Genomic DNA, 15,251 nt, shown 5'->3' with positions numbered 1-15,251 from the left:
ATGGTCAATTTTTCTCTCGATAAGTCCAAGATCAAATTCCTCCTGCTTGAGGGCGTGCACACATCGGCGGTCACGACACTGAAAGCTTCGGGTTACCACAATGTCGAGTATCACAAAGCGGCACTGTCAGAAGAACAGTTGATCGAAAAAATCCGCGACTGCCACTTCGTCGGAATTCGCTCCCGCACCCAGCTCAACCGCAGGGTATTCGAAGCAGCCAGTCGGCTGATCGGCGTAGGATGTTTCTGCATCGGCACCAATCAGGTGGACCTGCAGGCGGCCACGGAGCACGGCGTCGTGGTATTCAACGCGCCCTATTCCAACACCCGCAGCGTTGCAGAACTGATTATTGCTGAAATTATCATGCTGATGCGGGGGATTCCTGAAAAGAATGCTGCCGCCCACCGGGGTGGCTGGCTTAAAACTGCCACGGCCTCTCACGAAGTACGGGGAAAAACTCTCGGCATCATTGGCTACGGCAATATCGGCAGCCAGCTCAGCGTCATGGCAGAATCCATGGGCATGCGGGTGAAGTTTTACGATGTTGTCACCAAGCTGCCACTGGGCAATGCCGAACAGGTCGGCTCTCTTAAAGAGCTACTTGCGCTATCTGATGTGGTCTCTCTCCACGTGCCGGATAACCCCGCCACGCGCAACATGATTCGAGCCGAACAGCTTGCTGCCATGAAAAGCGGGGCTATCTTGATCAATGCGGCTCGCGGCAATGTGGTCGACATTGATGCCCTGTGTGACCGGCTCGAAAACAAACAAATCGGCGGTGCCGCGATTGATGTCTTCCCGGTTGAACCGAAATCCAATCAGGAAGAATTTCTCTCACCACTGCGCAAGTTTGACAACGTCATTCTGACGCCGCACATCGGTGGATCCACTCAGGAAGCGCAGGAAAATATTGGTCTGGAAGTCGCTGAAAAGCTGGTCATGTACAGTGATACCGGCACCACCATCAGCGCTGTCAATTTTCCTCAGGTATCACTGCCCTCCCACAGTGGTGCTCACCGCCTGCTGCACGTTCACCACAATGTGCCGGGCATTATGACGGCCATCAACCATGTGTTTTCTGACAACAATATCAATATCAGTAGCCAATATTTGCAGACCAATCAGTCTGTGGGCTATGTGGTGCTGGATGTGGATGCGGAATACAGTGACGTGGCGTTGAAGGCATTAAAAACGATTGACGGCACCATCCGCTGCAGGGTGTTGTTCTAAGCCTCACCAGAAACTGGCAGACACGATGTCCACCAGTTTCTGTCACAACCCTGGAGCACACTCATCCAGAGCCTCGAAGACCCGATCGCGCATGTAGCCGACCTCATTAACCAGATGGTGCTGAGCCCCGGGGATCAAAAGCAGCTCGAAGTTGGGGAATTTTTTGCGGATCGAGGCCACGTTGTAACGCCAGTCTACGGTCCCGTCACAATCACCCTGAACCACTTTTAACGGATAATCGCTGGGCGGTAGCGCGGCAAATTCCTCTGTCCAGCGCTTCATCGATGCCACCCATTCAATGGGAATGTAATTGTACTGCAGTGGATCGCGGTTACTCAGAAATTCATTAAATGCTTCGTTGGTCGTATTGGGGCGGAAGGTCCGTGATACCTTCTTCAAAACCCGGTGAAAAAGTTTGTAGGTTCGCAGGCTTTTCATCCACTCCCTTGGCCTGATAAGTGGCGCCAACACAGTGACTGAGGCCAGTTCGTTCGGGTAGTGATAGGGTTTCGCCGCCATCACATACTTCATTAAAACAGCCCCCCCCGTGCTCTGACCAACCCCTTTCCAGGGTCTGGGGAAGCTGTTCACGCATTTGTGCAACAGGTCCGAAAACACATCCACGTAGCGATCGAAGCTGTCGATACTGACCCGCTCACCACTGGACAGGCCATGCCCCGGCAAATCGAATGCCACTACGGCATAGCCCCGCTTCAGCAGGTAATGAATCAAGTGGCCATAAAGTCCGACATGGTCAAAGTAGCCATGCACCAACAGATAGGTGCCGCGCGGATTTTCTGGTAACCAGTAATGGGTAGCCAGTTCGAAACCACCGGAGGAGAAAGTACCCATACAATGACTGACCGCCGTCAACGGTGCCGAAGCCACCAGCCCGTAGTAATTCAGGTAGGCCATTTCGTCCGGCGTACTGTCTCGTCGATCCAGTTCGAACTGGAAAGACAGTGGCAACAAACCACTGCGCACACGTTCCAGCAGAGCATCGGGCAAAGGTTCGCGGGTATCAGTCATGGCAAGCAACTGATCGTCACTCATCTTTTTTAATCACCATACTGACCAGCCTTCTCACCAAAGGCAGCACCACCAGCACCGTGGGGAACGCAACCACAAAAGCGAGGGCCCATGCACGAAGCCAGACCTGTAGAATGTTGTCCACCAGACCGACATTAAAAATACTGATCACTAATGACATCAGGCAAGACATCAACCCCGCCATAAAAAAGGCAAACACCAGGTGCTGGTACTTTCTAGCGATCATCGGTGCCGCCTTTGCCCAGCCGCGGCATGCAACTACCGGTTGTGGTGAACACCGATCGCCCAACCCCCGAATATACAGGTGGCTTCATTGTGCAGCTGCTCAGTTGACCCTGGGATTCAGTTCACCGCGCTGGTAGCACTCGGCCATTTTATCGAGGCTGAACGGTTTGATTTTACCGGCATTGCCCGCGGTGCCGAAAGACTGATAGCGGGCCACACAAATCTCTCTCATGGCATCCGTGCTCGCTTTCAGGTATTTGCGCGGATCAAACTCGGACTTATGATTGGCAAGAAAGCGGCGCACCGCACCCGTAGAAGCCAGGCGCAAGTCGGTATCTATGTTGATTTTACGCACACCGTACTTGATCCCCTCAACAATCTCCTCAACTGGCACACCGTAGGTTTCCGAAATCTCACCACCAAATTCATTGATAACCGACAGCCAGTCCTGCGGCACGGAGGAGGAACCGTGCATCACCAGATGGGTGTTTGGGATGCGAGCATGAATCGCCTTGATCCGTTCTATAGCGAGGATATCGCCTGTGGGTGGGCGGGAAAACTTGTACGCCCCGTGCGACGTGCCAATGGCAATCGCCAATGCATCAACCGCAGTCCGGGACACGAAATCCGCGGCTTCCTCCGGATCCGTCAGCATCTGTTCATGGGACAACGTGCCCTCGGCACCGACACCGTCTTCCTCACCGGCCTGACCGGTTTCCAGCGAGCCCAGACACCCCAGCTCCCCTTCAACAGAAACGCCACCGGCATGTGCCATGTCCACTACGCGCCGGGTGACGTCAACATTGTACTCATAGGATGCCGGTGTTTTACCGTCTTCCTGAAGAGAACCGTCCATCATCACTGAACTGAACCCCAGCTGAATAGACCGCTGGCAGATTGCCGGACTGGTGCCATGATCCTGATGCATGCAGACCGGTATATGAGGGAACTCCTCAATCGCCGCCAGAATCAGGTGTCGCAAAAAAGGCGCTCCCGCGTATTTTCGCGCACCCGCTGAAGCCTGAACGATTACCGGGGAATCTGTCTGGTCTGCAGCCTCCATAATGGCGCGCATCTGCTCCAGATTATTCACGTTGAATGCCGGCACACCATAGCTGTACTCGGCGGCATGATCCAACAACTGTCGCAGTGAAATAAGTGCCATTTGGTTATCCTTCCATCATTTTTGATTGGCTCCCGCCAGAGCGAGGAAAGCTTTTCAACACTCACCGGGGGGTTGTAAAAAATTCACCTGCTGTCAAGAGGTTGCACGCGTCTCAAGCACCGCAACCGCGGGCAGGATTTTCCCCTCCACGTATTCCAGAAAGGCCCCGCCACCGGTTGAAATGTAGGAAACCCGGTCGGCAATGCCGTATTTGTCTACTGCTGCCAGGGTATCGCCACCACCCGCTATCGAAAACCCGTTATTGGCGGCAATGGCTTTGGCGATGGCCTCAGTACCGGCCCCAAACTGATCAAACTCAAAGACACCTACCGGGCCATTCCAGATAATAGTCCCTGCGCCTTCGAGTATCGCAGTCAACACCGCGATTGTATCGGGACCAATATCAAGAATCATATCCCCTTCCTCCACATCCGCCACTGCTTTGAGGGTCGCCTCGGCCGAGGCGGAAAACTCACTGGCGACGACCACATCAGTGGGTAGGGGAATGCTTGTTTTGGCCATCAGTTGTTTGGCCTCGGAGAGCAGTTCGTGTTCACAGAGGGATTTACCAACGGGTAATCCAGCTGCAGCAAGGAAGGTATTGGCAATGCCACCCCCAACAATCAACTGGTCCACCTTTTCAGACAGTGTTTCAAGTATAGTCAGCTTCGTGGAAACCTTGGCACCTCCTACAATGGCCACCAGCGGGCGGGCCGGATTGGCCAGCGCCTTTTCCAGTGCCTCCAACTCTCCAGCCAACAGTGGTCCTGCACAGGCCAGCGGGGCAAATTTTGCCACACCATGGGTGGAAGCCTGGGCGCGGTGTGCCGTGCCAAAGGCATCCATGACAAAAATATCACAGAGTGATGCATAGGCTTTCGCCAGGGTTTCATCATCCCCCTTCTCACCGGGGTTAAAACGCACATTCTCCAGCAAAATCAATTGGCCATCTCCCGACTCAATGCCCTTTCGCCAGTCACTGACAAGCGATATCTCTCGCCCCAACAAGGCACTCAATCGATCCGCCACCGGTTGCAGGGAAAACTCGGCATCAAACTGCCCCTCCACCGGACGTCCCAGATGGGACATCAGGATAACCGTAGCCCCGGCCTGGAGCGCCCACTTAATGGTGGGCAGTGTGGCGCGCAATCTTGCATCAGACGTGACCACCCCGTTGCGGATAGGGACATTGAGATCTTCACGAATCAGCACCCGCTTTCCCGCCAGGTTCAGATCCGTCATCTTCACTACATTCAATGGCATGCTGGTTACTCTATATCCATGTATTGTATTTCAGGTTATTTTGGTTCGGGAATGGACAGCCAGTAGTTCACCAGCTCCACCATCCGGTTGGCATAGCCCCACTCGTTGTCAAACCAGAGCAAAACTTTTACCAGACGGCGTTGACTGACTCTGGTCTGGCCCGCATCTACAATACCGCTGCGCGGATCGTGGTTGAAATCACAGGAGGCAAGCGGCTCCTCGGTATAACCGAGAATTCCGCTCAGTTCGGCACCGGCGGCATCAGCCAGTACCCGGTTTATAGTGGCGACATCGACGTCCGTGTTGAGCAATACGGAAAGATCAATCACAGACACATTCAATGTGGGAACGCGCATCGCCTGGGCTTCAAAACATCCCCTGAGTTCGGGCAGCAGGCGGTCGATGCCTCGCGCCAACTCGGTATCCACCGGGATAATGGATTGCATTGCGGCACGGGTTTTACGCAAATCCGTATGATGGTAGGCATCGATAACGGGCTGATCATTCATGGCCGAGTGGATCGTGGTGATCACCCCCCCCTCCACACCAAATGCCTGATGCAGGGTTTTAATTACCGGGATCACGCAGTTGGTGGAACAGGAGGCATTGGATATTACCGTCTCTGCACCGGTCAGTATCCCTTCGTTGACACCCAGTACGATAGTGGCATCCACCGTTGCTTCAGCTGGCTGGGAAAACAATACTTTCTTTGCCCCACAACGCAGATGCCCCTCGGCCGTCTCGCGATCGGTGAACGTGCCGCTGCACTCTAGCACTACATTCACTCCCAGCTCACCCCAGGGAAGAGTTGAAATATCCTCACGGTGATAAACCGAGATGGCATCACCATTAATGATCAGGGTATCGTCCTGAATATCCACCGTACCGGGAAACCGGCCATGGGTGGAGTCATATTTGGTCAGGTGAGCGATGGTCTTGCAATCCGCCGGCTCGTTGATGGCAATGACCCGGATACGATCGCGGGACCCGGACTCGTAAAGTGCCCGCAGGACCGAACGACCTATTCGACCATAACCATTAATTGCTACACGAATCATCGAGCTCGACTCTCTTTCACTGGCGATAAACGCCCCGCTTACAACACGGCTCTGACAGCTTCAACCACGTTTTCCATGGTGAAACCAAACTGTTTCATCAACTGATCGCCGGGAGCAGACTCGCCGAAAGTCGACATACCAACCACCCTGCCGTCGAGGCCGACATACTTATACCAGTAATCCCGGTGCCCCGCCTCAACAGCCACCCGCACCCTGACCTGAGGTGGCAGCACGCTGTCCCGGTAGACCGCGTCCTGGGCATCAAACAATTCGGCACAGGGCATGGAGACAACCCGTACCGCCACCCCTGCACCTTTCAACTCCGCAGCAGCATCCATCGCCAGAGACACCTCTGAACCCGTCGCAATCAATATCGTCTGTGGCTTGCCATCGCAATCTTTCAGCACATAACCACCGCGCTGGATATTGTTCAGCTGAGCATCTGAACGCGACATCGGAACCAGGCTCTGCCGGGAAAAAATCAGCGCACTTGGCCCGTTCCTGCGAGCAATGGCCTGCTTCCAACTGACCGCCGATTCAACCGTATCGCAGGGGCGCCAGGTATGCAGATTGGGAGTTGCCCGCAGGGCTGTGAGCTGCTCCACCGGCTGATGGGTGGGGCCATCTTCACCCAATCCGATGGAATCATGGGTATAAACAAAGATACTTCTCTGTTTCATCAGGGCAGCCATACGTACCGCATTGCGGGCATACTCCATGAACATCAGGAAAGTGGCGCCATACACGACAAAACCGCCGTGCAACACAAGACCATTCATGATGGCACTCATCCCAAATTCACGAACCCCGTAATACAGGTAATTACCGGACGCATCCGCAGCGGTGATGCCCTGACAACCGGACCACAGCGTGAGGTTGGAGCCGGCCAAGTCTGCAGAACCGCCGAGCAGTTCAGGCAACAGCGGGCCAAAGGCATTGAGGCAGTTTTGCGACGCTTTGCGGGAAGCCACTTTTTCCATGGCTTGCTGACATTGCTGAATATAGGCATCGGCTCGATCAAGAAATGTTGTCGGCAACTCGCCTTTGCTGCGCCTGATCAACTCAGCGGCTAAATCCGGGTGCTCGGCACGGTAACGCTCAAGCTTTTCCTGCCAGTCTGCCTGCGCTTTACTACCCTTTTCGCGGGCATTCCAGCCACGATAGATCTCATCGGGCACATCAAAGGGTCCGTGATTCCATTGCAATTGCTGGCGGGCCAGTGCAATTTCCTCGGCACCCAGTGGGGCACCGTGACAATCTTCCTTGCCCTGCTTGTTTGGCGAGCCGAAACCGATGATCGTTTTGCAACAGATCAGGGTAGGTTGCTCCTCATTCATTCTGGCAATCTCGATGGCCGCCTTGATGGCCGCCGCATCATGGCCATCGACATTCGGGATCACCTGCCAGCCATAGGCCTCAAAACGGGCCGGCGTGTTATCGGTAAACCAGCCATCCACTTCACCATCAATGGAAATGCCATTGTCATCATAAAAAGCGATCAGCCTGCCCAGCTTATGGGTTCCCGCCAGCGAACTGACCTCATGGGATATCCCCTCCATCAGACAACCATCACCGAGAAAACAGTAAGTGTAGTGGTTAATGATATCGTGTCCCGGGCGGTTGAACTGTGCTGCCAGAATTTTCTCTGCCAACGCCATGCCCACGGCATTGCTGATACCCTGCCCCAATGGTCCCGTAGTGGTCTCAACACCCGGGGCATAGCCATATTCCGGGTGGCCCGGCGTTTTGGAATGCAGCTGGCGGAAATTTTTCAGCTCATCCAGCGGCAGGTCGTAGCCGCTCAGATGCAACAGGGAGTAGAGCAACATGGAGCCGTGGCCATTGGACAAGACAAAGCGGTCTCGATTAACCCAGGAGGGGTCGGCCGGGTTGTGCACCAGGTAGTCGTTCCACAATACCTCGGCGATATCCGCCATCCCCATGGGAGCGCCGGGGTGACCACTATTGGCTTGTTGAACTGCGTCCATACTCAGGGCGCGGATGGCATTGGCGAGATCACGTCTGGAAGGCATTTGGAACAGGCTCCTGGAGGGCAAAACGGGGAGATCGAAAGGGGCGCTATTTTCTCGTACTCGCGCTGCACAGTAAACAACCAATAGCATGCTATATCTATATCTAATTTTTTTGATATAGATTTTCAGCTATGTTAAAGTCGCTGCCATGACCACCTGTCTTCAAACCGAAATCCGGCATTCTACCGGTTCAGACACCGACTCACTGGCTGCTCTTTGCAAGGCGGCGGGCGACCCTCTGCGGGTGGATATTCTCAGGGTATTGCGCCAGAACGCCTACGGTGTACTGGAATTGAGTGAGATTCTGGATATTGGCCAATCCGGGATGAGCCATCATTTGAAAATACTCACCAAAGCGGGCCTGACCGCCACCCGCAGGGAAGGCAACAGCATTTTTTACCGGCGGTCGCCAATACCGGGGGAACCACGACTTCAGTCATTATACCGCGCCCTGTTTGCCGCCATTGACCAGACTGAACCCGACCGAAAATTGCAACAGCGCATACAGCGCATCAATGACGAGCGTACCCGGGCATCAAGCGCTTTTTTTGAACAGAATGCAGACCGGTTTCATGTCAATCAGGATCTGATTGCCAGTTTCGATCAATACGGTGAGCCGGTCACCGATTTCCTGGACGCAACACCGGGAGTTCGTGGCACGGTACTTGAGATTGGCCCCGGTGAAGGCAGCTTGTTACCCGCACTCTCCCGGCGCTTTGATCAGGTGATTGCACTGGACTCATCCGCAGAGATGCTCAACCGCTCACGCAAATTTGCCGAATCACGCAACCTGACAAATATACAATTTATGCACGGCGACACCGGGCTTGCAGTAGCGCATTCCCTCAGCCCGGATTACATCACCCTCAACATGGTGCTTCATCATACCTCGAACCCGGCGCTTATCTTTAAACATCTTGCCGACCTCCTGGTATCTGGCGGCGCTCTGATCGTGACTGAGCTTTGCCATCACGATCAAAGCTGGGCCCGCGAAAGCTGCGGCGACCTATGGCTTGGTTTTGAGCCGGAGGATCTCAGCAGTTGGGCATCGGCTGCGGCCCTGACCGAAGGGGACAGCCTGTTTCTGGCCCAGCGCAATGGCTTTCAGGTGCAACTGAGACAATTTTTTAAACATAAACCCATATGAGAAATAGCTGACACTCATCAGCACAGGAACTGCTATCTATGTCAAATTACAACTTATTTACCTCTGAATCCGTATCCGAGGGCCATCCCGATAAGATGGCCGACCAGATTTCCGATGCCATTCTGGATGCCATTCTCGCCGATGACCCACATTCCAGAGTGGCGGTGGAAACCATGGTGAAAACCGGTATGGCCATCATCGCCGGGGAGGTACGCACCAACACTTATGTCGATCTGGAAGATATTGTCCGCGGTGTCATTCTGGGGATTGGCTACAACAGCTCGGATGTGGGCTTTGATGGCGCATCCTGCGCCGTGTTGAATGCCATTGGCAAGCAATCCCGCGATATTGCCATTGGTGTTGATGAAGCCGATGACAAAGAGCTCGGCGCGGGTGATCAAGGCCTGATGTTTGGCTATGCCAACAACGAGACCGATGTCCTCATGCCCGCACCGATCTATTTCGCCCATCGACTGGTAGAGCGCCAGGCACAGTTGCGCAAAGAAGGTGTACTGCCCTGGTTGAGGCCGGACGCCAAAAGCCAGGTGACCCTGCGTTACGCCGATGGCAAACCAGTGGCAGTGGACGCCGTTGTGTTATCGACACAGCATGCACCCAGTATCTCTCAAGCCAATTTGCAGGAAGCCGTTCTCGAAGAGATCATCAAACATGTGCTCCCCGAGGAGTGGCTCCACAAAAGCACCCGTTACCATATCAATCCTACCGGGCAATTCATCATCGGCGGCCCCATGGGTGACTGCGGTCTCACCGGCCGAAAGATAATTGTGGATACCTATGGCGGCATGGCCCACCACGGTGGCGGCGCCTTCTCCGGCAAAGATCCTTCCAAGGTAGATCGTTCGGCTGCCTATGCCGGCCGCTACGTGGCAAAAAACATTGTCGCTGCCGGGCTGGTAGAGCGCTGCGAAATTCAGATCTCCTACGCCATTGGTGTCACTGAACCCACATCAATCAGCGTCAACAGTTTTGGTACGGGGAAATTAACGGATGACGAAATCGCACTGCTGATCCGCGAAAACTTTGATTTGCGACCACAGGGTCTGATAGAAATGCTCAACCTCAAACGCCCTATTTATCGGCCAACGGCCGCTTACGGGCACTTCGGTCGCGAACTTGATAATTTTACCTGGGAAAGGACCGATCGCGCTGAAAGTCTGAAACGCGCTCTGTAATTCTCATTGAACAAACAGGAATTTTCTATGACCAACATGGCCATCAAAAACGATTACAAGGTTGCTGACATTTCCCTCGCCGAGTGGGGCAACCGTGAAATTTCCATTGCTGAAACCGAGATGCCAGCGCTGATGGCACTGCGAGAAAAGTACCGTGCAGAACAGCCCCTCGCCGGTGCAAAAATTCTCGGCTGCATTCATATGACGATTCAAACAGCTGTAGTGATCCAGACTCTTGAGGCACTGGGAGCCCAGGTGCGCTGGACATCCTGCAATATCTTTTCTACCCAGGATCACGCGGCGGCGGCGATTGCGGCAAATGGTACGCCGGTTTTTGCCTGGAAAGGTGAAACTGAAGAAGAGTACGAATGGTGTCTGGAACAGCAAATCCTCAAGGGGGGCTCTCCCTGGGATGCGAACATGATTCTCGATGATGGTGGCGATCTCACCGCCATGCTGCATGAAAAATTTCCACAGGTACTTGAGCGCGTACACGGCGTTACCGAGGAGACCACAACCGGCGTGCATCGCCTTTACGAAATGTTGAAAAAGGGCGAACTGAAAATTCCTGCCATCAATGTCAATGACTCCGTAACCAAGTCAAAAAATGACAATAAATACGGCTGTCGTCATAGCCTGAATGACGCGCTGAAACGTGCCACTGACCATTTGCTGTCCGGAAAGAAAGCACTTGTGATCGGCTACGGCGATGTGGGCAAGGGTTCTGCCCAGTCCCTCCGTCAGGAAGGCATGATTGTCAAGGTGACCGAGATTGATCCAATCTGTGCCATGCAGGCCTGCATGGATGGTTTCGAGGTCGTCTCTCCCTATATTGAAGGCAATCCCGGGAGCGGTGTTAATTCAACATTGTTGGCGACCACCGATCTGCTGGTCACCTGCACCGGCAACTACAATGTCTGCGATGCCGATATTCTTCACGCGCTGAAATCCGGCTGCGTGGTTTGTAACATCGGTCACTTCGACAATGAAATCGATACCAGTTACATGCGCAAAAACTGGCACTGGGAAGAAATCAAACCCCAGGTTCATAAAGTTTATCGAAATCGCAACACCAATGACCACCTGCTGCTGCTCTCTGAGGGGCGACTGGTCAACCTCGGCAATGCCACCGGTCATCCGAGCCGTATCATGGATGGCTCTTTTGCCAACCAGGTCCTCGCTCAAATTCACTTATACCAGCAAAAATATGCCGACCGCGATGAGGGCACAAAAGAGACTTTGTTGCGTGTCGAAGTATTACCCAAAAAGCTGGACGAAGAGGTGGCTGCCCATATGGTTTCAGGCTTTGGTGGCGTACTGACGACGCTGAAGCCTTCCCAGGCCGCCTATATCAACGTGGACATAAATGGTCCATTCAAGGAAGACAGTTACCGTTATTGATAACTCAATCACTACATTTTTTGGCCGCAGGGAATACTGATCAACCATGAATGATCGACATTTAAGTTTTGAGTTCTTTCCACCGAAAACCGCTGAAGGGTGTGACAAATTACGTCTTGTTCACCGTCAGCTGTCCCGGTTCAATCCTGAGTTTTTCTCTGTCACCTATGGTGCGGGTGGCTCTACCCGCGAGCACACCCGGGACATCGTCCTGGAGATAAATCAGGCCGGTTCCGATGCCACTCCACACTTATCCTTCGGTGGCGACAGCAAATCGTCGGTTCTATCCCTGCTTGAAACTTACCGTGAAGCCGGTATACGTCGTATCGTGGCCCTGCGCGGTGACTTACCTTCGGGCATGGGTGGCTCTGCGCAACTCGTCTATGCCAATGAGCTGGTTCATTTCATTCGCGAGCATTTTGGTGATACATTTGAGTTACTTGTAGCAGCCTACCCGGAGATCCATCCCGAGGCCGAAAGCTACCAGAAAGACATTTATTGGCTTAGTCAAAAATTTGCTGCTGGTGCAAGTCGTTGTATTACACAATATTTTTATAATCTGGATGCTTATTTTTATTTTCGCGATCAATGTTACTCGGCAGGTATCCGAAATCCGATCATCCCTGGAATAATGCCAATCACTAACTATCAAAACCTCATCCGCTTTTCAGACAGTTGTGGTGCAGATATACCCCGCTGGATCAAACAGCAACTGAAATCCTATGGTGCTGATAACCAGAGCATCCGAGCCTTTGGGCTTGAAGTCGTCACCCGGCTTTGTGAAAAGCTTATCGCGGGCGGGGCACCGGGCCTGCATTTTTATACAATGAATCAGGCGGATACCTGTGCAATTCTATGTCGTAATTTAGGCTTTTCAATGACCGATGCGTGATATCAGAGTTTTCACTACTCAGCCCCTGGCAGTAGATACCGAAGTATCACTCGACGAGAAGAGTACCCACCACTTAACTGTCGTGTTACGCCTAAAAGCTGGCGCCAGTATTGTTCTATTTAATGGAAGCGGTGGGGAATATACAGCAACACTCTGCGAGCACGCTGGTAAACAGGCCCGCGCACTAGTCACTGATTTTTTCGATATTGACAGACAATCTCCACTATACATTTCACTGGGAATTGGCTTGTCACGGGGTGATCGCATGGACTCGATTATCCAAAAAGCAACGGAGGTCGGTGTTTCTGAAATCACCCCGCTTTTTACAGCACGCAGTGAAGTTCGACTCAAGGGAGCGCGTGCCAACAAGAAAATTCGTCACTGGGAACAAATTTCTATTAACGCATGTGAGCAATGCTACCGAAACATCCCCCCGATTATCCATGACCCGGTTCTCCCTGATCAGTGGGCACAATCCCTATACACGGACAAGAAGCTTGTGCTCCACCACCGCAGCAACCAAACTGTATTTGAACTCCGTAACCAAAAGATTAAAAGCGCCGCATTGTTGATAGGGCCAGAGGGTGGTCTCACAGACGATGAGATTTCATCATCGCTGCAGAGTGGTTTTGAAGCGCTGACAATAGGTCCTCGCGTCCTGCGGACAGAAACAGCACCCATCGTCGCCATCACGCTGCTGCAATCCCTTTGGGGGGATTTTACCTAGCAGCCCTTCACTTGCCGTTTATATTGCCCGGTCTGGATTCCCCCGTGCCTTTAGATCATTCAAAAACGCTGACCAAAACTTTGATCAGCGTACACGACAGCGTATTCCAATGAAGCTACTACACAACTTGAGGCCGCGACCTCCCGACAGTTATTGAGTAAGTTGTGCCTTTTTATCTTTATACAGTGAATCAAAGTTGACCGGTGCCAACATGAGCGGAGGGAAACCGCCCTTCAGCAACATATGGTCTACAGTCTCACGCAAGTAAGGAAACATAATGGCCGGGCATGCCGAACCTAATGCCTCTTCAAGACGATCATCTGGGAAATTGCTAATCAAAAACGAAGCGGCCTGATCGACCTTCAAACAAAACGCAATCTGATCTGAATTCTTTGCGGTAATCGAAATTGACAGAATCACTTCATACCTGTCTTCTTCCAGTTTCTGGTCCTTGATATCGAGATCCAAAGTCACTTCTGGCTTCCAATCCGTCTTAAATACGGAAGCAGGATTCGGTGCTTCGTAATCATTTTTTTTGAGATAGATCTTCTGCATCGAAAAGTGTGGGGTCGTTTGCGCTTTTTTATTCTGAGACATAATTTTTCCTCTGTATGTCGCACAGGATACCAGACCAAAAAAAACACATGCAGAGCCTGTTTATTGGGCCGTTGATATCTTTTGAATAGTCTACCGGCCCGATACTATTCAGATCGAGTTTCAGGCGGCATGAAAGGGGTGTGTAAAACATTTGCCTGCCAACCGAAAGTTTAACAGTCAGTGCATTACTTTTATCGTAGAAATTTGTAACTAAAGTTTTATACCAGACATAAAAAAGGTCCCGGCCAAAGGCCGGGACCCAACACCATTAGATCTTAGCCGGTGCAGGCATTCCCACCCACTCGAAGAAAGTCTTCAGGTCAGGCTGGATGTCATGCATAACAGGATACCAGGGAGTTGGTGCTTCCACATCATGCATAATACCGCACGACGGGCAGTAGTACTCACGGTATACCTGCCAGTTGGTGTCCGGAGCCATCAACTCTGGATAAACCTCTTTCATCTTCTCCACATTGTCGCGTACATAAATCAATGCGTTAAGCTTCCAGTTTTTGCTGTAATGACCAAATTCGTGGCCACAATCGCACTTGATGATGATTTCCTGATCTTTGGATGACTCAACAATGTTCAGGTGAGGACCAACAGCCAGAAGGATTTTGTCATCATAGGAGACATTTTCCTGCAGCACTTCCATGTACAGTTTATAACGACCTTCGTCTTTTGGCATGGACAGCATCAGGTGAACTGTATCCCAATCCAAAGTTCCTTTGACCAGGTCACTAACCTGCTTCTTAGTGTAAGTAGACATAACTAAACTCTCTTATATTCTGTCAATTCGTCAAGTGATGGAGCGTGCCACTACTAGAGTGGCAGCCCCGCTCATAGGCAGATTAATACCTTATTCTTCTACCATGATCACTGGATGGACGTCGGGCAGATCACCAATATCAATATTGTGTCTTGCACCGTACATCGGCGTACCCAGCTCTTCTTCAGGCAGTTCCCAATCTGCAGGAAGATCCCAGAATTCCTTGAATTCGGCAAGGAATTTGGCTGACAGATAGAAGCTTGACGCGAACATCTGCTGGACTGCCAAAGATGCGTCTTTATCGATGATTTTAGCACGCTCTGTTTCCATCCACTGACGCACTGGAACACCGCGAGCAATACGTGCTTTGCGGATTTCAGCTTGACGGGCTTTGGTTTTCGCTGCATCCATAGTGTAAACACCTTCTTCATCTTTGGTGAAAACTGCACCGTAGATTTTTACAGCGAACTCTTCCATCAGGAAGTTTTGGTTAAGGTCTTC

Annotated in this window: 15 protein-coding genes; 6 read left to right on the top strand and 9 right to left on the bottom strand. The window is 52.3% G+C overall.

The window, feature by feature from the left end; translation table 11 throughout:
* On the top strand, positions 1 to 1,230 hold the full coding sequence (serA, locus tag ACTF5G_RS04775) for a phosphoglycerate dehydrogenase (RefSeq protein WP_438951678.1): 1,230 nt from the start codon (positions 1 to 3) through the stop codon (positions 1,228 to 1,230).
* 42 nt (positions 1,231 to 1,272) lie between these two features.
* Here serA and ACTF5G_RS04770 read toward each other — a convergent pair whose 3' ends face one another.
* The 6 genes from ACTF5G_RS04770 to tkt all read right to left on the bottom strand — a co-directional run bounded on the left by ACTF5G_RS04770 (position 1,273) and on the right by tkt (position 8,024).
* Complete coding sequence (locus ACTF5G_RS04770) at positions 1,273 to 2,283, bottom strand: alpha/beta hydrolase (protein WP_438951677.1); 1,011 nt, start codon at positions 2,281 to 2,283, stop codon at positions 1,273 to 1,275.
* Positions 2,276 to 2,506 (bottom strand): DUF2798 domain-containing protein, encoded by a 231-nt coding sequence (locus ACTF5G_RS04765; protein WP_438951676.1) that lies wholly within the window; start codon positions 2,504 to 2,506, stop codon positions 2,276 to 2,278. Before ACTF5G_RS04765 ends, ACTF5G_RS04770 begins: the two co-directional genes overlap by 8 nt.
* Before the next feature lie 99 nt (positions 2,507 to 2,605).
* Positions 2,606 to 3,670, bottom strand: coding sequence for a class II fructose-bisphosphate aldolase (gene fba / locus ACTF5G_RS04760; protein WP_438951675.1), 1,065 nt, complete (start codon positions 3,668 to 3,670; stop codon positions 2,606 to 2,608).
* Positions 3,671 to 3,763: 93 nt separating this feature from the next.
* Positions 3,764 to 4,927, bottom strand: coding sequence for a phosphoglycerate kinase (locus ACTF5G_RS04755; RefSeq protein WP_438951717.1), 1,164 nt, complete (start codon positions 4,925 to 4,927; stop codon positions 3,764 to 3,766).
* A 41-nt stretch (positions 4,928 to 4,968) separates the two neighbouring features.
* Entirely contained in the window at positions 4,969 to 5,991 is a 1,023-nt protein-coding gene (locus ACTF5G_RS04750) for a type I glyceraldehyde-3-phosphate dehydrogenase (protein ID WP_438951674.1), read from the bottom strand.
* A gap of 38 nt (positions 5,992 to 6,029) precedes the next feature.
* Positions 6,030 to 8,024 carry a transketolase gene (gene tkt / locus ACTF5G_RS04745; RefSeq protein WP_438951673.1) on the bottom strand — a complete coding sequence of 665 codons (1,995 nt, stop codon included), beginning with the start codon at positions 8,022 to 8,024 and terminating at the stop codon, positions 6,030 to 6,032.
* A 148-nt stretch (positions 8,025 to 8,172) separates the two neighbouring features.
* Between tkt and ACTF5G_RS04740 the strand changes: the two genes are divergently transcribed.
* Genes ACTF5G_RS04740 through ACTF5G_RS04720 form a run of 5 tightly spaced genes read left to right on the top strand, consistent with a single transcriptional unit; the run spans position 8,173 to position 13,384 of the window.
* Positions 8,173 to 9,171, top strand: coding sequence for an ArsR/SmtB family transcription factor (locus tag ACTF5G_RS04740; RefSeq protein WP_438951672.1), 999 nt, complete (start codon positions 8,173 to 8,175; stop codon positions 9,169 to 9,171).
* A 38-nt stretch (positions 9,172 to 9,209) separates the two neighbouring features.
* Positions 9,210 to 10,364, top strand: coding sequence for a methionine adenosyltransferase (gene metK, locus ACTF5G_RS04735; protein ID WP_438951671.1), 1,155 nt, complete (start codon positions 9,210 to 9,212; stop codon positions 10,362 to 10,364).
* A gap of 27 nt (positions 10,365 to 10,391) precedes the next feature.
* Positions 10,392 to 11,765, top strand: coding sequence for an adenosylhomocysteinase (ahcY, locus tag ACTF5G_RS04730; RefSeq protein ID WP_438951670.1), 1,374 nt, complete (start codon positions 10,392 to 10,394; stop codon positions 11,763 to 11,765).
* A 46-nt stretch (positions 11,766 to 11,811) separates the two neighbouring features.
* Complete coding sequence (metF, locus tag ACTF5G_RS04725; RefSeq protein ID WP_438951669.1) at positions 11,812 to 12,657, top strand: methylenetetrahydrofolate reductase [NAD(P)H]; 846 nt, start codon at positions 11,812 to 11,814, stop codon at positions 12,655 to 12,657.
* Positions 12,650 to 13,384, top strand: a complete 735-nt coding sequence (locus tag ACTF5G_RS04720) for a 16S rRNA (uracil(1498)-N(3))-methyltransferase (RefSeq protein ID WP_438951668.1) — start codon at positions 12,650 to 12,652, stop codon at positions 13,382 to 13,384. Before metF ends, ACTF5G_RS04720 begins: the two co-directional genes overlap by 8 nt.
* A 150-nt stretch (positions 13,385 to 13,534) precedes the next feature.
* Here ACTF5G_RS04720 and secB read toward each other — a convergent pair whose 3' ends face one another.
* The 3 genes from secB to ACTF5G_RS04705 all read right to left on the bottom strand — a co-directional run.
* Positions 13,535 to 13,981, bottom strand: coding sequence for a protein-export chaperone SecB (secB, locus tag ACTF5G_RS04715; protein ID WP_438951667.1), 447 nt, complete (start codon positions 13,979 to 13,981; stop codon positions 13,535 to 13,537).
* Positions 13,982 to 14,249: 268 nt separating this feature from the next.
* Positions 14,250 to 14,750 (bottom strand): acetone carboxylase subunit gamma, encoded by a 501-nt coding sequence (locus ACTF5G_RS04710; RefSeq protein ID WP_438951666.1) that lies wholly within the window; start codon positions 14,748 to 14,750, stop codon positions 14,250 to 14,252.
* A gap of 90 nt (positions 14,751 to 14,840) precedes the next feature.
* Positions 14,841 to 15,251, bottom strand: a 411-nt coding sequence (locus ACTF5G_RS04705; protein ID WP_438951665.1) for a hypothetical protein, incomplete at its 5' end; no start/stop codon positions are given.

Origin of the sequence: Porticoccus sp. (assembly GCF_965660005.1) — a bacterium.
Taxonomy (GTDB): Bacteria; Pseudomonadota; Gammaproteobacteria; order Pseudomonadales; family Porticoccaceae; genus Porticoccus.
This window is presented reverse-complemented; position numbering and strand designations above follow the sequence as displayed.